The organism is Enterobacter cloacae complex sp. CARB60, from assembly GCF_036487345.1.
GTDB classification, from domain to species: domain Bacteria; phylum Pseudomonadota; class Gammaproteobacteria; order Enterobacterales; family Enterobacteriaceae; genus Enterobacter; species Enterobacter asburiae_D.
On sequence record NZ_JAZKLC010000002.1, the window covers coordinates 1,231,817 to 1,251,663 of the forward strand.

A 19,847-nucleotide genomic window follows, 5' to 3' on the forward strand; every position below is an offset into this window, starting at 1 on the left:
TACCCGCCATCAATGCCACGCTGACGTGGCATCTTTATTTCAGGAGGAGCGATGTCTCAGGTTCAGAGTGGCATTTTGCCAGAACATTGCCGCGCGGCGATTTGGATTGAAGCCAATGTTAAAGGGGACGTGGATGCCCTGCGTGCGGCCAGTAAAGCGTTTGTTGATAAGCTGGCCACCTTCCAGGCCAAATTCCCGGAAGCCCACCTCGGCGCCGTTGTTGCCTTTGGCAATAACGTCTGGCGTCAGCTGAGCGGCGGCGAAGGGGCGGAAGAGCTGAAAGACTTCATCCCTTACGGCAAAGGACTGGCGCCGGCGACCCAATACGACGTGCTGATCCACATTCTCTCCCTGCGTCACGACGTGAACTTTTCCGTTGCCCAGGCGGCGGTAGCGGCCTTTGGCGACAGCATTGAGGTGCAGGAAGAGGTTCACGGCTTCCGCTGGGTGGAAGAGCGCGATTTGAGCGGCTTCGTCGACGGGACGGAAAACCCGGCGGGCGAAGAGACGCGTCGTGACGTGGCGGTGATTAAAGACGGCGTGGACGCGGGCGGCAGCTACGTGTTCGTGCAGCGCTGGGAGCACAACCTCAAGCAGCTTAACCGCATGAGCGTGCACGACCAGGAGATGATGATTGGTCGTACTAAAGAAGCCAACGAAGAGATCGACGGCGACGACCGTCCCGTTACCTCTCACCTGACCCGCGTTGACCTCAAAGAAGACGGCAAAGGGCTGAAGATTGTTCGCCAGAGCCTGCCGTACGGTACCGCAAGCGGCACGCACGGCCTTTACTTCTGCGCCTACTGCGCGCGCCTGTATAACATTGAGCAGCAGCTGCTGAGCATGTTTGGCGATACCGACGGCAAGCGCGACGCCATGCTGCGCTTCACCAAACCGGTGACCGGCGGCTACTACTTTGCGCCGTCCGTTGAGCGCCTGCTGGCGATGTAAAACTGCTCTCCATACGTAGGCCGGGTAAGCGCTAGCGCCACCCGGCAATTTCGCCCGTCCCCTTATTCCCTTTTCTGCTTCTAAATCACCAAACGGTATATAAAACTGTTACTCCTTTCATCCCCGTTATAAATATTATGACTATAAGATAGTCATCACATTTATAAGGGTGCGCAATGGCCGTTACTGTACTGAAAAAAGGAACTCTGGCGCTGGCAGGTTTACTGCTGGTGGCGCAGGCGCAGGCGACTGAACTGTTAAACAGTTCGTATGACGTCTCCCGCGAGCTGTTTGCCGCCCTTAATCCACCGTTCGAACAGCAGTGGGCGAAAGACAATAACGGCGACAAGCTGACCATCAAGCAGTCCCACGCCGGGTCGTCCAAGCAGGCGCTGGCGATTCTGCAGGGCCTGAAAGCGGATGTGGTGACCTACAACCAGGTGACTGACGTGCAGATCCTGCACGACAAAGGCAAGCTGCTTCCGGCCGACTGGCAGAGCCGTCTGCCGAACAACAGCTCGCCGTTCTATTCCACCATGGGCTTCCTGGTGCGTAAGGGCAACCCGAAGAATATCCACGACTGGAGCGACCTGGTGCGTTCCGACGTGAAGCTGATTTTCCCGAACCCAAAAACTTCCGGTAACGCGCGTTATACCTATTTAGCGGCGTGGGGCGCGGCGGACAAGGCTGACGGTAACGATAAAGCCAAAACCGAGCAGTTCATGACCCAGTTCCTTAAAAACGTCGAAGTGTTTGATACCGGCGGCCGCGGGGCAACGACAACCTTCGCAGAGCGCGGTCTCGGCGATGTGCTGATCAGCTTTGAATCGGAAGTGAATAACATCCGCAAACAGTATGAAGCGCAGGGCTTCGAGGTCGTTATCCCGAAAACCAATATCCTGGCCGAGTTCCCGGTGGCGTGGGTGGATAAAAACGTGCAGGCAAACGGCACCGAGAAAGCGGCAAAAGCCTATCTCAACTACCTGTACAGCCCGCAGGCGCAGACCATCATTACCGATTATTACTACCGCGTGAATAACCCGGACGTGATGAACAAACTGAAAGACAAATTCCCGCAGACCGCGCTGTTCCGCGTGGAAGATCATTTTGGCTCCTGGCCTGATGTGATGAAAACGCATTTTGCCAGCGGCGGTGAGTTAGACAAATTGCTGGCGGCGGGGCATAAGTAATGTTTGCAGTTTCGACAAAACGCGTGCTGCCGGGCTTTACCTTAAGCCTTGGGACCAGCCTGCTGTTCGTCTGCCTGATCCTGCTGTTGCCGCTCAGCGCGCTGGTGATGCAGCTTGCTCAGATGAGCTGGGCGCAGTACTGGGACGTGGTCACCAACCCGCAGGTGGTGGCGGCCTATAAGGTGACGCTGCTGTCGGCGTTTGTCGCCTCCGTTTTTAACGGCGTGTTTGGCCTGCTGATGGCGTGGATCTTAACCCGCTATCGCTTCCCGGGCCGCACGCTGCTTGACGCCCTGATGGATCTGCCGTTTGCGCTGCCGACGGCGGTGGCGGGCTTAACCCTCGCGTCGCTCTTCTCCGTGAACGGGCTGTACGGTGAGTGGCTGGCGAAATTCGACATCAAAGTGACCTACACCTGGCTCGGTATCGCGGTGGCGATGGCCTTTACCAGCATCCCGTTTGTGGTGCGTACCGTGCAGCCGGTGCTGGAAGAGTTGGGTCCGGAATACGAAGAAGCGGCGGAAACGCTGGGCGCCACGCGCTGGCAGAGCTTCCGCAAGGTAGTTCTGCCGGAGCTGTCTCCGGCGCTGATGGCGGGTGTCGCGCTGTCGTTTACCCGCAGCCTCGGTGAGTTCGGCGCGGTGATTTTTATCGCCGGGAACATCGCCTGGAAAACTGAAGTCACCTCGCTGATGATTTTCATCCGTTTGCAGGAGTTTGATTATCCGGCGGCGAGCGCAATTGCCTCGGTGATCCTGGCGGCCTCGCTGCTGCTGCTGTACTCGATTAACACTCTGCAAAGTCGCTTTGGTCGACGTGTGGTAGGTCACTGATGGCGGAAGTTACGCAATTGAAGCGATACGATGCACCCCGCATCAACTGGGGTAAATGGTTTCTGATTGGGGCGGGCGTGCTGGTTTCCGCCCTCATTCTCGTCGTGCCGACGGTTTATATCTTCGTTCAGGCGTTCAGCAAGGGCCTGATGCCCGCGCTGGAAAACCTGGCGAACCCGGATATGCTGCATGCCATCTGGCTGACCGTGCTGATTGCGTTGATCACCGTGCCGGTGAACCTCGTGTTCGGTACCCTGTTGGCCTGGCTGGTAACCCGCTTCAACTTTCCGGGACGTCAGCTGCTGTTGACCCTGCTGGACATTCCTTTCGCCGTATCGCCGGTGGTGGCGGGTCTGGTGTACCTGCTCTTTTACGGCTCCAACGGCCCATTGGGCGGCTGGTTGGACGAGCATAACCTGCAGATCATGTTCGCCTGGCCGGGCATGGTGCTGGTCACCATCTTCGTGACCTGTCCGTTTGTGGTGCGTGAGCTGGTGCCGGTGATGTTAAGCCAGGGGAGCAACGAAGACGAAGCGGCGGTGCTGCTGGGTGCGTCAGGCTGGCAGATGTTCCGTCGCGTGACGCTGCCGAATATCCGCTGGGCGCTGCTTTACGGCGTGGTGCTGACCAACGCCCGCGCGATTGGTGAGTTCGGTGCCGTTTCCGTCGTCTCCGGCTCCATCCGGGGTGAAACCCTGTCGCTGCCGCTACAGATTGAGCTGCTGCAGCAGGATTACAACACCATCGGCTCGTTTACTGCCGCAGCGTTGCTGACGCTGATGGCCATTTTGACCCTGTTTTTGAAGAGTGTGGTGCAGTGGCGTTTAGAAAATCAGGAAAAACGTCAGCATCAGGAGGGAAATCATGAGCATTGAGATTGCCAATATTAAGAAGTCTTTTGGTCGCACCCAGGTGCTGAATGATATCTCGCTGGATATCCCTTCCGGACAAATGGTGGCGCTGCTGGGGCCGTCTGGCTCGGGTAAAACCACGCTGCTGCGTATTATCGCCGGGCTTGAGCATCAGACCAGCGGGCACATTCGCTTCCAGGGCACCGACGTGAGCCGCCTGCATGCCCGCGATCGTAAGGTAGGTTTTGTATTCCAGCATTACGCGCTGTTCCGCCACATGACCGTGTTCGACAACATCGCGTTTGGCCTGACCGTGCTACCGCGTCGCGAGCGCCCGGATGCGGCAACCATTAAGGCGAAAGTGACCAAACTGCTGGAGATGGTGCAGCTGGCTCACCTGGCGGACCGTTTCACGGCCCAGCTGTCCGGCGGGCAGAAACAGCGCGTGGCGCTGGCGCGCGCGCTGGCCGTTGAGCCGCAAATTCTGCTGCTGGATGAACCCTTCGGCGCGCTGGATGCGCAGGTGCGTAAAGAGCTGCGCCGCTGGCTGCGCCAGCTGCATGAAGAGCTGAAATTCACCAGCGTCTTCGTGACCCACGACCAGGAAGAGGCGATGGAAGTCGCGGATCGCGTGGTGGTCATGAGCCAGGGCAACATTGAGCAGGTTGACGAGCCGGAACAGCTCTGGCGAGAACCGGCGACCCGCTTCGTTCTGGAGTTTATGGGCGAGGTAAACCGTCTTCAGGGCACTATTCGCGGCGGCCAGTTCCACGTTGGCGCGCACCGCTGGCCGCTGGGCTATACCTCCGCGCATCAGGGGCCGGTCGATCTGTTCCTGCGTCCGTGGGAAGTGGACGTGAGCCGCCGAACCAGCCTGGATTCACCGCTGCCGGTGCAGGTGCTGGAAGCTAGCCCTAAAGGTCACTACACCCAATTGGTGGTACAGCCGCTGGGCTGGTATACCGAGCCGCTGACCGTGGTCATGCGCGACGACGTGCCGCCGCACCGGGGCGAGCGCCTGTTTGTTGGGCTGCAGCACGCCCGTATTTATCACGGGAAGGAGCGCATCGAGACGCGCGAGGATATTGCTCTGGCGGAGTCAGCCTGATAGGTTATTAGGATGTTTATCGCCCGGTGGCGCTGCGCTGACCGGGCCTACAGTTATCACTGCGTCTTGTAGGCCGGGTAAGCGAAGCGCCACCCGGCTTTTTTATTGAGTAAAAATCGTGAATACACTCGAACACACCATCGGCAACACTCCTCTGGTCAAGCTTCAGCGCATGGGGCCAGACAACGGCAGTGAAATCTGGGTCAAACTCGAAGGCAATAACCCGGCGGGGTCGGTGAAAGACCGCGCGGCGCTGTCGATGATTGTCCAGGCCGAAAAACGCGGAGAAATTAAGCCTGGCGACGTGCTGATTGAGGCCACCAGCGGCAACACCGGTATCGCCCTGGCGATGATCGCCGCGCTGAAAGGCTACCGCATGAAGCTGCTGATGCCGGACAACATGAGCCAGGAGCGCCGCGCCGCGATGCGTGCCTACGGGGCCGAGCTGATTCTGGTGACCAAAGAGCAGGGAATGGAAGGCGCGCGCGACCTGGCGTTAGAAATGGCCGAGCGCGGCGAAGGTAAACTGCTCGATCAGTTCAACAACCCGGACAACCCTTACGCGCACTACACCACCACCGGCCCGGAAATCTGGCAGCAAACCGACGGGCGTATCACCCATTTTGTCTCCAGCATGGGCACTACCGGCACCATTACCGGGGTATCGCGTTTTCTGCGCGAGCAGGAAAAAGCCGTCACCATTGTTGGTCTGCAGCCGGAAGAGGGGAGCAGCATTCCGGGCATTCGCCGCTGGCCTGCGGAGTATATGCCCGGCATCTTTAATGCGCAGCTTGTGGACCAGGTGCTGGATCTTCACCAGCGCGAGGCGGAAAATACCATGCGTGAGCTGGCCGTTCGCGAGGGTATCTTCTGCGGCGTCAGCTCGGGCGGCGCGGTAGCGGGTGCGATTCGGGTGGCAAAGGCAAACCCGGGGGCGGTGGTGGTGGCGATTATTTGCGATCGCGGCGATCGCTATCTTTCTACCGGCGTCTTTGGTGAAGAGAGTTATTCGCAGGGGGCGGGGATTTAAGCGTCATGGAGATGATTCTATTCCGGGATAATACCCGGGCGCAGCAAACCGACATTGTCGCCGTGCAGTCGCAGGTGGTTTACGGCAGCGTGGGGAACAGCATTGCGGTTCCGAATATTCGTACCCACAGGCTGAACGTTACCGCCGTGCCGACGGTACTGTTTAGCAACACGCCGCACTACGACACGTTTTATGGTGGAGTGATCCCCGACGAGTGGTTCAGCGGCTACCTTAAGGCGCTGGAAGAGCGCGAGATCCTGCGCGAGCTTAAAGCGGTCACCACCGGCTATATGGGCAGCGCCAGCCAGATCGTTCTGCTGGCTCAGTGGCTGAAGGTGGTCAAAGCGCAGCATCCTGACCTGCTGGTGCTGGTCGACCCGGTCATCGGCGATATCGACAGCGGAATGTACGTGAAGCCCGAGATCCCGCAGGCGTATCGGGAGCACCTGCTGCCGCTGGCGCAGGGGATCACGCCAAACGTCTATGAGCTGGAAGTGTTGAGCGGCAAACCCTGCCGAACGCCGGAAAGCGCCATTGTGGCGGCACAGGGATTGCTCTCCGACAGCCTGAAATGGGTGGCAATCACCAGCGCGCCGGTGGCCGATGACCCGGAAAACATCCACGTGGTGCTGGTGACGAACGAGGGCGTGACCGTCAGCGCGCACCCGCGCGTTGAAACCGATCTGAAAGGGACGGGCGACCTGTTCTGTTCAGAGCTGGTGAGCGGAATTGTAGAGGGGAAAACCGTTGCCGATGCCATTCGCATGGCTGGCGATCGGGTAACTGACGTGATGCTGTATACGCAGTCGAAAGGGTACGACGAGCTTATCCTCCCCGCATAAACAAAAATGGCGCCCGAAGGCGCCATTTTTCTGTGCGGCAAGAATTACTTCTTGATGCGGATAACCGGGGTTTCACCCACGGTGACGCTGCCAGACAGTTTGATCAGTTCTTTGATTTCGTCCATGTTGGAGATAACAACCGGCGTCAGGGTAGACTTGGCTTTTTCTTCCAGCAGTGGCAGATCGAATTCAATCACCGGGTCGCCAACTTTAACACGCTGGCCTTCTTCCGCGATACGTTTGAAGCCTTCGCCTTTCAGTTCAACGGTGTCGATACCGAAGTGAACGAACAGTTCGATACCGCTATCAGATTCGATAGAGAACGCATGGTTGGTTTCAAAAATTTTACCGATGGTGCCGTCAACTGGAGCAACCATTTTGTTGCCAGTTGGTTTGATAGCAATGCCATCACCAACGATTTTCTCAGCAAACACTACATCCGGCACGTCTTCGATGTTGACGATCTCGCCGGAGAGCGGAGCAACAATCTCAATAGTTCCGGAGTCTTTTTTATCATCAGAAACCAGAGATTTCAGTTTATCGAACAAACCCATGATCTTCTCCTAAGCAGTAAATTGGGCCGCATCTCGTGGATTAGCAGATTGTTTTTTCTTCAATGAACTTGTTAACCAGCGTCATTAACTCGTCCGTTGTCGGTTGAGCAAGAGCCTGCTCTGCTAATACCTTCGCATCTTCGAAGTTCGTGTTACGGATAATCTTCTTAATGCGCGGGATGGAAATGGCGCTCATAGAGAATTCGTCCAGACCCATACCCAGCAACAGAAGTGTAGCACGTTCGTCGCCTGCAAGCTCACCACACATGCCAGTCCATTTACCTTCTGCATGAGAAGCATCAATAACTTGCTTGATCAAGTTCAGTACGGACGGTGACATTGGCTGGTAGAGATGTGAAATCATATCATTACCACGGTCAACTGCCAGGGTGTACTGCGTTAAATCATTGGTGCCGATACTAAAGAAATCAACTTCTTTGGCTAAATGACGCGCAATGGTCGCCGCCGCAGGTGTTTCCACCATCACGCCGATCTCGATTGACTCGTCAAACGCTTTACCTTCGTCGCGCAGTTCCTGTTTGTAGATTTCGATCTCTTTCTTCAGTGCACGCACTTCTTCAACAGAGATGATCATTGGGAACATGATGCGCAGTTTACCGAAAGCAGAGGCACGCAGGATTGCGCGAACCTGGTCACGCAGGATCTCTTTACGATCCATCGCGATACGGATTGCACGCCAGCCCAGGAACGGGTTCTCTTCTTTCGGGAAGTTCATGTACGGCAGCTCTTTATCGCCACCGATGTCCATGGTACGGACGATAACCGCCTGAGAGCCACACGCTTCAGCCACGGCTTTATAAGCAGCAAACTGCTCTTCTTCCGTTGGCAGCGCGTCGCGGTCCATGAACAGGAATTCTGTACGATAGAGACCTACGCCTTCCGCACCGTTGCGCTCAGCGCCATCAACGTCGCGGACGGTACCGATGTTTGCGCACACTTCTACCTGATGGCCGTCCAGGGTGATGGCTGGCAGGTCTTTCAGCTTAGCGAGTTCCGCTTTTTCAGTCGCAACTTGCTCCTGAACCGCGCGCAGTTTATCGATCTCTTCATTGGTTGGGTTGACGTAAACCAGATTGTTTACGGCATCCAGAATCAGATAGTCGCCGTTTTTCACCTGAGAGGTGACGCTACCGGTACCCACGATGGCAGGCAGTTCCAGAGAGCGCGCCATGATAGAGGTGTGGGAGGTACGGCCACCCGCGTCGGTGATGAAACCGAGGACCTTTTTCAGGTTCAGCTGTGCGGTTTCAGACGGGGTGAGGTCAGCGGCAACCAGGATCACTTCATCCTGAATCGCGCTCAGGTCGATGATAGCCAGGCCCAGGATGTTGCGCAGAAGGCGCTTACCGATGTCACGTACGTCAGCCGCACGCTCTTTCAGGTATTCATCATCCAGTTCTTCCAGGGCAGTTGCCTGACCTTCGATAACTTCATGCGCAGCCGCGTCGGCCGTCATGCCTTTATCTTTAATCAGGGCTATGATTTCCTGCTCCAGCTCCTCATCTTCGAGCAGCATGATGTGCCCTTCGAAGATGGCTTCTTTTTCTTCACCGAAAGTTTCGCCAGCTTTAGTTTTGATTGCTTCCAGTTGCGCAGATGCCTTGGCACGACCGCTCAGAAAACGTTCAACTTCCTGATCAACCTTGTCGGCAGAAATTTTTTTCCGGTCGATGACGATCTCGTCTTCTTTCAGCAGCAGTGCTTTGCCGAAAGCGATACCCGGGGATGCTAAAATGCCTGAAATCATAACCCTACCTTACTTGTGACTGATATTTAAAAGAACCCGGAAACTTACTCGAGCTCAGCCATCAGTTTAACCAGATGCTCAACTGCTTTCTGCTCGTCTTCACCTTCTGCAGAGATGGTGACAACGGTGCCCTGAGTCAGGCCCAGAGTCTGCAGTTTGAACAGGCTTTTTGCGCTCGCGCTTTTGCCGTTGGAAGTCACAGTGATTTCAGAAGTGAAGCCTTTTGCTTCTTTAACAAACTGAGCAGCAGGGCGGGTGTGCAGACCGTTCGGAGCGGTAATGGTAACTTCTTGCTGGAACATTGTATTTCCCCAACTTATAGGTTTAGTGTTGTGGAACTAAAGTCTAGCCTGGCGACTGAACTTTAGCCTGTATTGTTAGCGCTGACGTTTCGATCGTCATTAAACATTATGCAGCGAAAGCAAGACTTGAACCAAATCATAAAATCGATTCAGCAAGGCTATTTCGTTCACTGATTAATTTCACGCATCAAAATAATTGCTGGTTTAAATACCAGACCCAACGGGGTGAAGCAATGCCAGGAGGGGCAAAAGTTTGAAGCAGGCCACAAAAAAGCACCTGAAAAGGTGCTTTTTTACGCGTTATTAACATGCTGGCACTACTGTTGCAGCTCTTTTTCGGTAAACAGATCGGCAAACAGTGCGGTGCTCAAGTAACGCTCACCCGAGGAAGGAAGGATAACCACAATATTCTTATTGGTAAAGGCTTCATCTTCCTGAAGTTTGAGCGCCGCCGCAACGGCCGCACCGGAAGAGATACCCGCCAGAATGCCTTCTTCATCCATCAGGCGACGCGCGGTAGAGATGGCTTCTTCGTTAGTGATGGTAACCACTTTATCGATCAGCTTCAGATCCAGGTTGCCCGGAATGAAGCCTGCGCCGATACCCTGGATTTTATGCGGGCCTGGTTTGAGCTCTTCACCCGCCAGTGCCTGGGTAATAACCGGTGAGTCAGTCGGCTCAACGGCCACGGTGATCAGATCTTTTTTACCCTTTGTGCCTTTAATATAGCGTGACACGCCGGTCAGCGTACCGCCGGTACCCACGCCGGAGATAAAGACGTCAACCTGACCGTCGGTATCTTCCCAGATTTCCGGACCGGTGGTCTTCTCGTGAATTTCCGGGTTAGCCGGGTTGCTGAACTGCTGCAGCAGCAGATATTTCGCCGGATCGCTGGCCACAATCTCTTCGGCTTTCTGAATGGCACCCTTCATGCCCTTCGCGCCTTCGGTCAGCACCAGGTTCGCGCCCAGCGCTTTGAGCAGCTTACGACGCTCGATGCTCATGGTTTCTGGCATGGTCAGCGTCAGCTTGTAGCCACGCGCGGCAGCCACATAGGCCAGAGCGATACCGGTATTGCCGCTGGTCGGTTCCACCAGCTCAACGCCCGGCTTCAGTACGCCACGTTTTTCAGCATCCCAAATCATGTTTGCACCGATACGGCATTTTACGCTGAAGCTCGGGTTACGTGATTCGACCTTCGCCAGAATGCGTCCATTACCGATACGGTTCAGTCGAACCAGGGGCGTATGACCGATAGTCAGCGAGTTGTCTTCATAAATCTTACTCATGGCCTGTCCTTAACTGTATGAAATTGGGATACCGACCCAGCATACCTGCTAAGCAGGTAGGGGGAAGTAAGGAATTCGCATATCTATATACTGCAAGGAAATAATGGGGATCAGTATGGAATAAGGGGCGGCATAAGCCACCCCTGCTTTACACATTTTTGCATTATTTCCATAACGCGTGCTTAGCACGGTAGCAGTCGACCCACATCGCCGTCGCGCCGCAGACGGCGACGGGCATGATGAACAGATTCAGGAAGGGAATCATGGTGAACAGGCTGGTCAGCGCGCCAAACTGCATATTGGCGACCTTCTGGCTGCGCAGGGCGGTGCGCATCGCTTTAAACGGCACCTTGTGGTTATCGAACGGATAATCGCAGTACTGAATGGCCAGCATCCAGGCGCTGAACAGGAACCACAGTACCGGTGCCACCGTCTGGCCAATGCCTGGCACAAAGTAGAGGATAAGCAGCACGATCGCGCGGGGCAGGTACCAGGCAAACTTCTGCCACTCGCGCTTCATGATGCGGGGCAGGTCTTTCATGATCCCCAGCACGCCCGTATCCGGCGGCGTTGCGCCGGTAAGCCGCGCTTCCAGCTGTTCCGCCAGCAGACCGTTAAACGGTGCGGCTATCCAGTTCGCAATCGTCGAGAAAAAATACCCAAACACCAGCAGCACGGAGATCACCGCCACCGGCCAGAGCAGGTAGTTAAGCCACTGTAGCCAGTCCGGCACATAGCTCATCAGCGACGGGATCCAGCTCTCCAGCTTTGTGAACAGCCACCAGAACGCGCCGCCCATCAGAATAATGTTGATCAACAGCGGGAGAATGACGAAGCGTCGAATCCCCGGCAGGGAGACCAGTTTCCAGCCCTGAGAAAAATACCAGACGCCGCTGCGCGGGGGAGAAGAAGATGTTGAAACCATAGCCAGGCTGTACTCCTTTTTACACAACCAGTGGAATTGCCCGCCTATATTATCCACTTACGGAGCAATGACCAGTTCGGAAATGTTCGAAAAACCAGCAAAAAGCACGATTTCCTTCATCTTTATGCTGTGAATGCTCTGCACACACTTGCACTTGACGTAAACGGCAAATACTCTTAGTGAGTAAATGTTTGCCGTGGTGGCAAGGTGTTAGAACAACAGAGAATATAATGATGCAGGATTTGCGTCTGATATTAATCATTGTTGGCGCGATCGCCATAATCGCTTTACTGGTACATGGTTTCTGGACCAGCCGTAAAGAGCGTTCCTCGATGTTTCGCGATCGCCCACTGAAGCGCATGAAGTCCAGTCGTGACGACGATGACAGTGAAGATGACATCGACGGCAGCGATGACGACGGCGTGGGTGAAGTTCGTGTTCATCGGGTCAATACTGCGCCCGGCGCAGGCCATGGGGAGCATGAAGCGCCTCGTCCTTCGCAGCACCAGTATCAACCGCCGTATGCTTCTGCACAGCCGCGCCAGCCAGCGCCGCAGCCTGTGGAAGAGCCGGTGCGCCAGCCGCCGCAACAGCCTGTCTATCAGCAGCCTGCCCAGCCGGTTCAACAGCAACCGGTGCAGCAGCCCGTGCAACAACAGCCTGCTCAGCCGGTACAACAGCCGCAGCAGCCTGTTCACGTGCAGCCCGCGCCTCAGCCTGCTCCGGCCACGCACGTTGAGCCTGAGCCTGTTGTAGAGCCAGAGCCGGTTGTCGAAAAACCGCAGCGTAAAGAAGCGGTGATCATCATGAACGTGGCCGCGCATCACGGTAGCCATCTCAACGGTGACGTGCTGCTTAACAGTATTCAACAGGCAGGCTTCAAGTTTGGCGATATGAACATTTTCCATCGCCACCTGAGCCCTGACGGTAGCGGCCCGGCGCTGTTCAGCCTGGCCAACATGGTTAACCCTGGCACCTTTGATCCGGAAATGACCGGTGATTTCGTGACCCCTGGCGTGACTATCTTTATGCAGGTGCCGTCCTACGGCGATGAACTGCAAAACTTTAAGCTGATGCTGCAGTCCGCTCAACACATCGCTGACGAAGTTGGCGGCGTGGTGCTCGACGATCAGCGTCGAATGATGACCCCGCAGAAGCTGCGCGAGTATCAGGACCGCATCCGCGAAGTTAAGGAAGCTAACGCGTAATCGTCGCGTTTACTTCAACTCCTCCTCAACCCCCGCCTGTCGGGGGTTTTTTCTCATTGATGGTGCGATATGGACTCAATCGAACAACAACTCACTGAACTGCGAACCACGCTTCGCCATCATGAATATCTCTATCATGTTATGGACGCGCCGGAAGTCCCGGATGCGGAATATGACCGCCTGATGCGCGAGCTGCGCGAGTTAGAGGCGCAGCATCCGGAGCTCATTACGCCGGACTCCCCCACCCAGCGCGTCGGCGCTGAGCCGCTGGGGGCGTTCAGCCAGGTGCGCCATGAGGTGCCGATGCTGTCGCTGGATAACGTCTTCGATGAAGAGAGCTTTCTGGCGTTTAACAAGCGTGTGCAGGATCGCCTGAAAAGCAGCGATTCCCTCACCTGGTGCTGCGAGCTCAAGCTGGATGGCCTGGCGGTCAGTCTTCTCTACGAAAACGGCGTGCTGGTGCGCGCCGCGACGCGTGGCGACGGCACGACGGGCGAAGACATCACCACCAACGTGCGTACCATCCGCGCGATCCCGCTGAGACTGCAGGGTGACAACATTCCTGCGCGTCTGGAAGTGCGCGGCGAGGTGTTCCTGCCCCAGGCGGGCTTCGAGAAAATTAACGAAGAGGCGCGTCGCACCGGCGGGAAGGTGTTTGCTAACCCGCGTAATGCGGCGGCAGGCTCTCTGCGCCAGCTTGACCCGCGTATCACCGCGAAGCGACCGCTTACTTTCTTCTGCTACGGTGTGGGTATTCTTGAGGGCGGCGAGCTGCCGGACACGCACCTCGGGCGTCTGCTGCAGTTTAAGGCGTGGGGCCTGCCGGTGAGCAACCGCGTTCAGCTCTGCGACTCGCCGGAAGCGGTACTGGCGTTTTACCACAAGGTGGAAGAGGACCGTCCTACGCTCGGGTTTGATATTGATGGCGTCGTGATCAAGGTTAATTCACTGGCGCTGCAGGAGCAGCTGGGCTTTGTGGCGCGCGCGCCGCGCTGGGCGGTGGCGTTTAAGTTCCCTGCTCAGGAGCAGATGACCTTCGTTCGTGACGTAGAGTTCCAGGTCGGCCGTACGGGTGCCATTACCCCGGTTGCCCGTCTCGAGCCCGTGCAGGTGGCGGGCGTGCTGGTGAGTAATGCCACGCTGCATAACGCCGATGAAATCGAACGCCTGGGCCTGCGCATTGGTGACAAAGTGGTGATTCGCCGCGCGGGCGACGTGATCCCGCAGGTGGTTAACGTCGTGGAGTCAGAACGCCCTGCCGAAACGCGCGAGATCGTCTTCCCGACCCACTGCCCGGTGTGCGGCTCTGACGTTGAGCGTGTGGAAGGGGAAGCGGTGGCGCGCTGTACGGGGGGCTTAATCTGTGGCGCGCAGCGTAAAGAGTCGCTGAAGCACTTCGTCTCCCGTCGGGCGATGGACGTCGACGGCATGGGCGATAAAATTATCGATCAGCTGGTTGAGAAAGAGTATGTCCACACGCCAGCGGATCTCTTCAGGCTGACGGCAGGTAAACTGACCGGCCTTGATCGCATGGGGCCAAAGTCAGCCCAGAACGTGGTGAACGCGCTTGAAGCCGCGAAAGAGACCACCTTCGCCCGCTTCCTGTACGCGCTGGGCATTCGTGAAGTGGGTGAAGCGACGGCCGCGGGCCTGGCGGCGTACTTCGGCACGCTGGAGGCGCTGGAAAAGGCTAGCATTGACGAGCTGCAGAAAGTCCCGGACGTTGGCATCGTCGTTGCCACGCACGTCTTTAACTTCTTCGCCGAAGAGAGCAACCGTGAAGTCATCGGCAAGCTGCTGGAAGAGGGCATCAGGTGGCCCGCGCCGGTGGTGGTTAACGCCGAAGAGATCGACAGCCCGTTCGCCAGTAAAACGGTAGTGCTGACCGGTAGCCTGAGCCAGCTTTCACGCGACGATGCGAAAGCACGTCTGGTGGCGCTGGGGGCTAAAGTGGCGGGCAGCGTGTCGAAGAAAACCGATCTGGTGATCGCCGGGGAAGCGGCGGGTTCGAAGCTGGCAAAAGCCCAGGAGCTCGGCATTGCGGTTATAGACGAAGCGGAAATGATGCGTCTGTTAGGAGAGTAACGTGGAGAAAGAACAGCTCGTTGAGATCGCCAATACGGAGATGCCGTTCGGTAAATACAAGGGCCGCAGGCTGATTGATTTGCCGGAGGAGTATCTGCTGTGGTTTGCCCGCAAGGATGAATTCCCGGCAGGGCGGCTGGGCGAGCTGATGGCTATCACGTTACTGATCAAAACCGAGGGGCTGAGCCAGCTGGTTCAGCCCCTGAAGCGTCCTTAAGCCTTCGCGGCGCGGGTCTCTTCCTGCGCCAGCTTTTCGGTCTGGCGCTTGTAGCGACGCGCCAGCACCGCACAGACCATCAGCTGGATCTGATGGAAAATCATCAGCGGCAGCACCATCATCCCAATAACCGAGGTCGGGAACAGAATGTTGGCCATCGGGATACCGTTCGCCAGGCTCTTCTTCGAACCGCAGAACACAATCGTAATTTCATCCGCTTTGTTGAAGCCGCACCTGCGCGCCACAAAGACGTTTACCGCAATCACAATTGCCAGCAGAACGATGCTGACCACCACGATAAACAGCAGCGAGCCTGCCCCCACCTTGTGCCAGATCCCGTTCACAACCGCTTCGCTGAAGGCGGAGTACACCACCAGCAAAATCGAGGTCTGGTCGGTTTTTGAAATCCACTTTTTATGCTTCGCCACAAACGCGCCGGTCCACGGTCGGGAAAGATGCCCCAGCACAAACGGCAGCAGCAGCTGCAGACAGATTTTGCCGACCTGCTCCAGGTTACCTTCCGCACCGTGCATGTTCATCAGCAGGCCCACCAGCAGCGGAGAGACGAAAATCCCTAACAGGCTGGAGGCGGATGCTGAACAAACGGCTGCCGCTACGTTGCCGCCTGCCAGCGAGGTAAAGGCAATGGCAGACTGCACGGTCGCGGGGAGAATGCACAGATACAGGAACCCGGTATAGAGGGCAGGGTCGACATTGACCGGTGCCCACCAGGCAAACAGTACGCCGAGTATCGGGAACAGAATGAAGGTGCTGCACATTACCCACAGGTGCAGTCGCCAGTGTCCGCCGCCTGCGATAATGGCCTCGCGGGAGAGTTTGGCACCGTGCATAAAGAACAGCAACGCGATGGCCGCCGTGGTTAGCCCTTCAAAGAACGGAACAAAACCGCCGCGTGCGGGGAAGAAGGAGGCCAGTAAAACAGTGACCACCAGGGTAAGCGTGAACGGATCAAGGATACGAAACAGTTTCATAATGACTCCTGAAATCAGATATCGCTATTGTGCTTTTTTCCATTTGAGAAATAAAATTGATTTATTGCATCCATTCATGAATGAAACAGATGAATTACTCCTTACGTCAGCTTCGTATTTTCGTCACCGTCGCCCACGCCCGCAGCTTTAGCCGGGCAGGGGAGATGATTGGCCTGAGCCAGTCGGCGGTCAGCCACAGCGTAAAAGAGCTGGAGAATCAGACCGGGGTGAAGTTGCTTGACCGCACCACGCGCGAAGTGGTGTTGACCGAAGCAGGCCAGCAGCTGGCCCTGCGCCTCGAACGACTGCTGGATGAGCTTAACAGCACGCTCAGAGACGTGGGGAGGCTGGGGCAGCAGCTTTCGGGAACCGTGCGCGTCGCGGCCAGTCAGACGATCTCTGCGCACCTTATCCCGCAGTGTATTGCCGAGGGCAGTTATCGCTACCCGGACATTGATTTTGTGCTGCATGACAGGCCGCAACAGTGGGTGCTGGAAAGCATCCGTCAGGGAGATGTGGATTTTGGTATTGTTATCGATCCCGGTCAGGTGAGCGATCTGGCGTGCGAAAGCGTACTTTCTGAGCCCTTTTTGCTGCTCTGCCGTGACGACGATCCGCTGGCCGCGTTGCGGGAGGTCAACTGGCAGTCCCTGACGGGCGCGAACCTGGTGTTACAGGATTATGCCTCGGGCAGCCGTCCGCTGATTGATTCCGCGCTGGTGAATCAGGGCGTAAAGGCAACAATCGTGCAGGAGATTGGTCACCCGGCGACGCTGTTTCCGATGGTGGAAGCCGGCATTGGCATCAGCGTGTTGCCCGCCCTGGCGCTTCCCCTGCCGCAGGGAAGCCGACTGGCCGTCAGGCGATTAACGCCCGTTGTCGAGCGAAAGCTGATGCTGGTGCGGCGAAAAAATCGTTCACTCTCGGGGGCGGCGCAGGCTATCTGGGAAGTGGTGCGTATCCAGGCACAACGACTAACCGAAGCCCGCATACGCGACCCACTGTTTAACGCATCAGAAGATTAGATGTAGATATCGATCTGATTATTGTCTGACGGGCTGTTTACCCCTTCTACTTTGCCCAGCTTTTGATCCTGCTTCTTCTGGGCCTCTTCGGCCTGCTGGCGCTGCAGCGCGGCGAGCTGCGCCTGCAGCACTTTGATCTGGGTCTGAATAAGTTCCTGCTGCTTCTTCTTCTCATCAGTGCTGACGGGACTGTTTGCCAGTTCTTTTAACTGCTGAGTCAGCTTTTTGATCTTGTCGAGAATGCGTGTGATTTGTGCAGAGATATCGTTACTGCTCGAAGTTCCACTCGCGCCGCTGGTTTGAATCTGTTGGGTTGAAGCCTGAATGGTCGTCATACTTTTTCCTCGCGTTATAAAACAGAGGTATCGGCACCGATGGGATTAGCTTGAGCAAAACTGCCATAACTGGCAGGGAGTTGCATTGATACACAATCAGTATTGATGGTGCGGTGAAAGTGTATTGGAGGTCACCGTCAGGCTGCGGATATAAGACGTAAGTCATGCGATCCCTGCTATCGCGATCTTAATCCTTAAGGAGCCTCTATGACCCTCTCGAATAACCCGTGGTACTGCGCCGACATCATTCGCGCCGCTAAGCCGAACTTCACGCCTCGCGTGGCGTTTATTCTCGGCTCTGGCCTGGGCGCGCTCGCCGACCAGATTGATGACGCCGTTTCCCTGAGCTACGAAAAGCTGCCGGGCTTCCCGGTGAGCACCGTGCATGGTCATGCCGGCGAGCTGGTGCTCGGGCATCTGGCCGGGGTGCCTGTGGCCTGCATGAAGGGGCGCGGCCATTTTTATGAAGGGCGCGGGATGACCATCATGACCGATGCGATCCGCACCTTTGCGCTGCTGGGGTGCGAGATGCTGTTTAGCACCAATGCGGCGGGCTCGCTGCGCCCGGAGGTTCAGCCAGGAAGCCTGGTTGCCCTGAGCGACCATATTAACACCATGCCGGGCACGCCGATGGTGGGGCTGAACGATGAGCGCTTTGGCGATCGTTTCTTCTCTCTGGCCAATGCTTACGACGCGGATTACCGTGCTGTTCTGCAAACCGTGGCAACGAAAGAAGGCTTCCCGCTGCATGAAGGGGTGTTTGTCTCTTATCCCGGCCCGAACTTCGAGACGGCGGCCGAGATCCGCATGATGCAGATTATCGGCGGCGATGTGGTGGGGATGTCCGTGGTGCCGGAAGTGATTTCCGCGCGCCACTGCGGCCTGAAGGTCGTGGCCGTTTCTGCAATTACCAATCTCGCCGAAGGTTTGGGTGAGGTCAAACTCTCACATGAACAAACCCTTGCCGCCGCCGAGCTCTCCCGCCAGAACTTTATCAATCTTATCTGCGGTTTTCTTCGCCATATTGCCTGAGTAAAACAATAAAGTGGCCCGCCAGGGCCACACTGCTATAAGGAATGGGTTATGAACATCACGACTCGCTTAAAGATGATGTCCTTTATGCAATATTTTATCTGGGGGAGCTGGCTGGTTACCCTCGGCGCTTACATGATTAACACCCTACACTTTACCGACTCCGACGTGGGCATGGTGTACAGCTCCAAAGGACTTGCCGCGATCGTTATGCCTTCGCTGGTGGGGATTATTGCCGACAAGTGGCTGCGGGCCGATCGCGCCTACATGATTTGCCACCTCGTCTGCGCCGTCGCGCTCTGCTATGCCGCGCAGGTCAATGAGCCCGGGCTGATGTTCTGGGTCATGCTGGTGAATGCGATGGCCTTCATGCCCACGATTGCGCTGTCGAACACCATTTCCTACTCCTGTCTTGAACAGGCAGGGCTGGATACGGTGAGCCATTTTCCGCGAGTGCGGGTGTATGGTACCGTGGGCTTTATTGCCGCGATGTGGGCCATAAGCCTGATGGGGGCGGAGCTGAGCAACGTGCAGCTCTATATAGCGGCTGCCGCGTCCCTGCTGCTGGCGCTCTATTCTCTGACGCTACCGGCCATTCCGGTTGCGAAGACAAAAGTGTCTCCGTCTCTGGCAAGCAAGCTGGGCCTCAATGCGTTTATCCTGTTTAAACAGCCCCGCATGGCGGTGTTCTTTTTATTCGCGATGCTGCTGGGCGCCGTGCTGCAGATAACCAATACGTTTGGCAGCCCCTTCCTGCATGATTTTGCGCGTAATCCGGCGTATGCAGATAGCTTTATCGTCAAATATCCGTCCATCCTGCTCTCCGTTTCGCAAATGTCTGAGGTGTTCTTCATTCTGACCATTCCGTACTTCCTCGGACGATTTGGCATTAAAGCCGTTATGCTGATGAGCATGGTGGCCTGGATGCTGCGGTTCGGGCTATTTGCCTTTGGCGATCCGTCCGCAACGGGCTTTGTGCTGCTCATGCTCTCAATGATTGTCTACGGCTGCGCGTTCGACTTCTTCAATATTTCAGGCTCGGTATTTGTTGAACAGGAGGTCAGCGCCGATATCCGCGCCAGCGCGCAAGGGTTGTTTATGACGACCGTTAACGGTATCGGGGCGTATTTCGGTTCGGTATTGAGCGGTATGGCCGTTGATTATTTCTCGGTGGACGGGGTGAAGGACTGGCAGACGATCTGGCTGGTGTTTGCGGCCTATGCCCTGGCGCTCGCGGTGATCTTTTACTTCAGCTTTAACTACCACCACACCTGTAAAAACAGCGGGATGCGCACAGTTGCGCACTAAAT

At 56.4% G+C, this 19,847-nt stretch carries 20 protein-coding genes; 13 read left to right on the forward strand and 7 right to left on the reverse strand.

The features are described from left to right. Positions 1-51: 51 nt before the first annotated feature. The 7 genes from V4835_RS06960 to pdxK all read left to right on the forward strand — a co-directional run bounded on the left by V4835_RS06960 (position 52) and on the right by pdxK (position 6,805). Positions 52-951: a Dyp-type peroxidase gene (locus V4835_RS06960; protein WP_331411669.1), complete on the forward strand. Its 900-nt coding sequence runs from the start codon at positions 52-54 to the stop codon at positions 949-951. Positions 952-1,127: 176 nt separating this feature from the next. Beyond that, the gene (locus V4835_RS06965) at positions 1,128-2,141 is read left to right on the forward strand and encodes a sulfate ABC transporter substrate-binding protein (RefSeq protein ID WP_032646709.1); all 1,014 of its coding nucleotides are present in this window, start codon (positions 1,128-1,130) and stop codon (positions 2,139-2,141) included. Then, a complete protein-coding gene (gene cysT, locus V4835_RS06970) occupies positions 2,141-2,974 on the forward strand; it encodes a sulfate/thiosulfate ABC transporter permease CysT (RefSeq protein ID WP_063143481.1) in 834 nt (277 codons plus the stop codon). The genes V4835_RS06965 and cysT overlap by 1 nt, the downstream gene beginning before the upstream one ends. Beyond that, the gene (gene cysW, locus V4835_RS06975) at positions 2,974-3,849 is read left to right on the forward strand and encodes a sulfate/thiosulfate ABC transporter permease CysW (protein ID WP_023308733.1); all 876 of its coding nucleotides are present in this window, start codon (positions 2,974-2,976) and stop codon (positions 3,847-3,849) included. Before cysT ends, cysW begins: the two co-directional genes overlap by 1 nt. Then, a complete protein-coding gene (gene cysA, locus V4835_RS06980) occupies positions 3,839-4,933 on the forward strand; it encodes a sulfate/thiosulfate ABC transporter ATP-binding protein CysA (protein ID WP_331411673.1) in 1,095 nt (364 codons plus the stop codon). Before cysW ends, cysA begins: the two co-directional genes overlap by 11 nt. 118 nt (positions 4,934-5,051) lie before the next feature. Then, positions 5,052-5,963 (forward strand): cysteine synthase CysM, encoded by a 912-nt coding sequence (cysM, locus tag V4835_RS06985; RefSeq protein WP_089597871.1) that lies wholly within the window; start codon positions 5,052-5,054, stop codon positions 5,961-5,963. A gap of 5 nt (positions 5,964-5,968) precedes the next feature. After that, positions 5,969-6,805: a pyridoxine/pyridoxal/pyridoxamine kinase gene (gene pdxK / locus V4835_RS06990; RefSeq protein ID WP_331411675.1), complete on the forward strand. Its 837-nt coding sequence runs from the start codon at positions 5,969-5,971 to the stop codon at positions 6,803-6,805. Positions 6,806-6,849: 44 nt separating this feature from the next. Here the strand turns inward: pdxK and crr are convergent, their stop codons facing one another. The 5 genes from crr to cysZ form a co-directional block, all read right to left on the reverse strand. After that, a complete protein-coding gene (gene crr / locus V4835_RS06995) occupies positions 6,850-7,359 on the reverse strand; it encodes a PTS glucose transporter subunit IIA (RefSeq protein WP_003861316.1) in 510 nt (169 codons plus the stop codon). A gap of 40 nt (positions 7,360-7,399) precedes the next feature. Continuing rightward, positions 7,400-9,127, reverse strand: a complete 1,728-nt coding sequence (ptsI, locus tag V4835_RS07000; RefSeq protein WP_023332954.1) for a phosphoenolpyruvate-protein phosphotransferase PtsI — start codon at positions 9,125-9,127, stop codon at positions 7,400-7,402. A gap of 44 nt (positions 9,128-9,171) precedes the next feature. Beyond that, on the reverse strand, positions 9,172-9,429 hold the full coding sequence (ptsH, locus tag V4835_RS07005) for a phosphocarrier protein Hpr (protein WP_000487600.1): 258 nt from the start codon (positions 9,427-9,429) through the stop codon (positions 9,172-9,174). Between the two features lie 317 nt (positions 9,430-9,746). After that, the gene (cysK, locus tag V4835_RS07010; RefSeq protein ID WP_014884739.1) at positions 9,747-10,718 is read right to left on the reverse strand and encodes a cysteine synthase A; all 972 of its coding nucleotides are present in this window, start codon (positions 10,716-10,718) and stop codon (positions 9,747-9,749) included. Positions 10,719-10,881: 163 nt separating this feature from the next. Continuing rightward, positions 10,882-11,643 carry a sulfate transporter CysZ gene (gene cysZ, locus V4835_RS07015; protein WP_029739991.1) on the reverse strand — a complete coding sequence of 254 codons (762 nt, stop codon included), beginning with the start codon at positions 11,641-11,643 and terminating at the stop codon, positions 10,882-10,884. Positions 11,644-11,873: 230 nt separating this feature from the next. Between cysZ and zipA the strand changes: the two genes are divergently transcribed. The 3 genes from zipA (at position 11,874) to V4835_RS07030 (ending at position 15,153) form a co-directional block, all read left to right on the forward strand. Continuing rightward, positions 11,874-12,851: a cell division protein ZipA gene (gene zipA, locus V4835_RS07020; RefSeq protein WP_331411677.1), complete on the forward strand. Its 978-nt coding sequence runs from the start codon at positions 11,874-11,876 to the stop codon at positions 12,849-12,851. Positions 12,852-12,920: 69 nt separating this feature from the next. Beyond that, positions 12,921-14,936 carry an NAD-dependent DNA ligase LigA gene (gene ligA, locus V4835_RS07025; RefSeq protein ID WP_331411678.1) on the forward strand — a complete coding sequence of 672 codons (2,016 nt, stop codon included), beginning with the start codon at positions 12,921-12,923 and terminating at the stop codon, positions 14,934-14,936. A gap of 1 nt (position 14,937) precedes the next feature. Continuing rightward, entirely contained in the window at positions 14,938-15,153 is a 216-nt protein-coding gene (locus V4835_RS07030; protein ID WP_045325871.1) for a DUF3820 family protein, read from the forward strand. Here V4835_RS07030 and V4835_RS07035 read toward each other — a convergent pair. Then, on the reverse strand, positions 15,150-16,145 hold the full coding sequence (locus tag V4835_RS07035; RefSeq protein ID WP_023332950.1) for a bile acid:sodium symporter family protein: 996 nt from the start codon (positions 16,143-16,145) through the stop codon (positions 15,150-15,152). The genes V4835_RS07030 and V4835_RS07035 overlap by 4 nt on opposite strands. Before the next feature lie 89 nt (positions 16,146-16,234). On the opposite strand from V4835_RS07035, the gene V4835_RS07040 reads away from it, so the two are divergent. After that, positions 16,235-17,170, forward strand: coding sequence for a LysR family transcriptional regulator (locus V4835_RS07040; protein WP_331411679.1), 936 nt, complete (start codon positions 16,235-16,237; stop codon positions 17,168-17,170). On the opposite strand, the gene V4835_RS07045 is transcribed toward V4835_RS07040, so the two are convergent. After that, positions 17,167-17,505, reverse strand: a complete 339-nt coding sequence (locus V4835_RS07045) for a FlxA-like family protein (protein ID WP_032659298.1) — start codon at positions 17,503-17,505, stop codon at positions 17,167-17,169. The two genes, V4835_RS07040 and V4835_RS07045, sit on opposite strands and share 4 nt — an antisense overlap. Before the next feature lie 207 nt (positions 17,506-17,712). On the opposite strand from V4835_RS07045, the gene xapA reads away from it, so the two are divergent. Both xapA and V4835_RS07055 read left to right on the forward strand, forming a co-directional pair. Further along, positions 17,713-18,537 (forward strand): xanthosine phosphorylase, encoded by an 825-nt coding sequence (xapA, locus tag V4835_RS07050; RefSeq protein ID WP_331411681.1) that lies wholly within the window; start codon positions 17,713-17,715, stop codon positions 18,535-18,537. A gap of 51 nt (positions 18,538-18,588) precedes the next feature. Then, complete coding sequence (locus tag V4835_RS07055) at positions 18,589-19,845, forward strand: nucleoside permease (RefSeq protein ID WP_331411683.1); 1,257 nt, start codon at positions 18,589-18,591, stop codon at positions 19,843-19,845. Positions 19,846-19,847 lie beyond the last annotated feature (2 nt).

Excerpts from the sequence above, each read along its gene's own strand:
- V4835_RS06960 (WP_331411669.1), top strand. The coding sequence starts at position 52 with ATGTCTCAGGTTCAGAGTGGCATTTTGCCAGAACATTGCCGCGCGGCG.
- V4835_RS06965 (WP_032646709.1), top strand. The coding sequence starts at position 1,128 with ATGGCCGTTACTGTACTGAAAAAAGGAACTCTGGCGCTGGCAGGTTTA.
- cysT (WP_063143481.1), top strand. The coding sequence starts at position 2,141 with ATGTTTGCAGTTTCGACAAAACGCGTGCTGCCGGGCTTTACCTTAAGC.
- cysW (WP_023308733.1), top strand. The coding sequence starts at position 2,974 with ATGGCGGAAGTTACGCAATTGAAGCGATACGATGCACCCCGCATCAAC.
- cysA (WP_331411673.1), top strand. The coding sequence starts at position 3,839 with ATGAGCATTGAGATTGCCAATATTAAGAAGTCTTTTGGTCGCACCCAG.
- pdxK (WP_331411675.1), top strand. The coding sequence starts at position 5,969 with ATGGAGATGATTCTATTCCGGGATAATACCCGGGCGCAGCAAACCGAC.
- crr (WP_003861316.1), bottom strand. The coding sequence starts at position 7,359 with ATGGGTTTGTTCGATAAACTGAAATCTCTGGTTTCTGATGATAAAAAA.
- ptsI (WP_023332954.1), bottom strand. The coding sequence starts at position 9,127 with ATGATTTCAGGCATTTTAGCATCCCCGGGTATCGCTTTCGGCAAAGCA.
- ptsH (WP_000487600.1), bottom strand. The coding sequence starts at position 9,429 with ATGTTCCAGCAAGAAGTTACCATTACCGCTCCGAACGGTCTGCACACC.
- cysK (WP_014884739.1), bottom strand. The coding sequence starts at position 10,718 with ATGAGTAAGATTTATGAAGACAACTCGCTGACTATCGGTCATACGCCC.
- cysZ (WP_029739991.1), bottom strand. The coding sequence starts at position 11,643 with ATGGTTTCAACATCTTCTTCTCCCCCGCGCAGCGGCGTCTGGTATTTT.
- zipA (WP_331411677.1), top strand. The coding sequence starts at position 11,874 with ATGATGCAGGATTTGCGTCTGATATTAATCATTGTTGGCGCGATCGCC.
- ligA (WP_331411678.1), top strand. The coding sequence starts at position 12,921 with ATGGACTCAATCGAACAACAACTCACTGAACTGCGAACCACGCTTCGC.
- V4835_RS07035 (WP_023332950.1), bottom strand. The coding sequence starts at position 16,145 with ATGAAACTGTTTCGTATCCTTGATCCGTTCACGCTTACCCTGGTGGTC.
- V4835_RS07040 (WP_331411679.1), top strand. The coding sequence starts at position 16,235 with ATGAATTACTCCTTACGTCAGCTTCGTATTTTCGTCACCGTCGCCCAC.
- V4835_RS07045 (WP_032659298.1), bottom strand. The coding sequence starts at position 17,505 with ATGACGACCATTCAGGCTTCAACCCAACAGATTCAAACCAGCGGCGCG.
- xapA (WP_331411681.1), top strand. The coding sequence starts at position 17,713 with ATGACCCTCTCGAATAACCCGTGGTACTGCGCCGACATCATTCGCGCC.
- V4835_RS07055 (WP_331411683.1), top strand. The coding sequence starts at position 18,589 with ATGAACATCACGACTCGCTTAAAGATGATGTCCTTTATGCAATATTTT.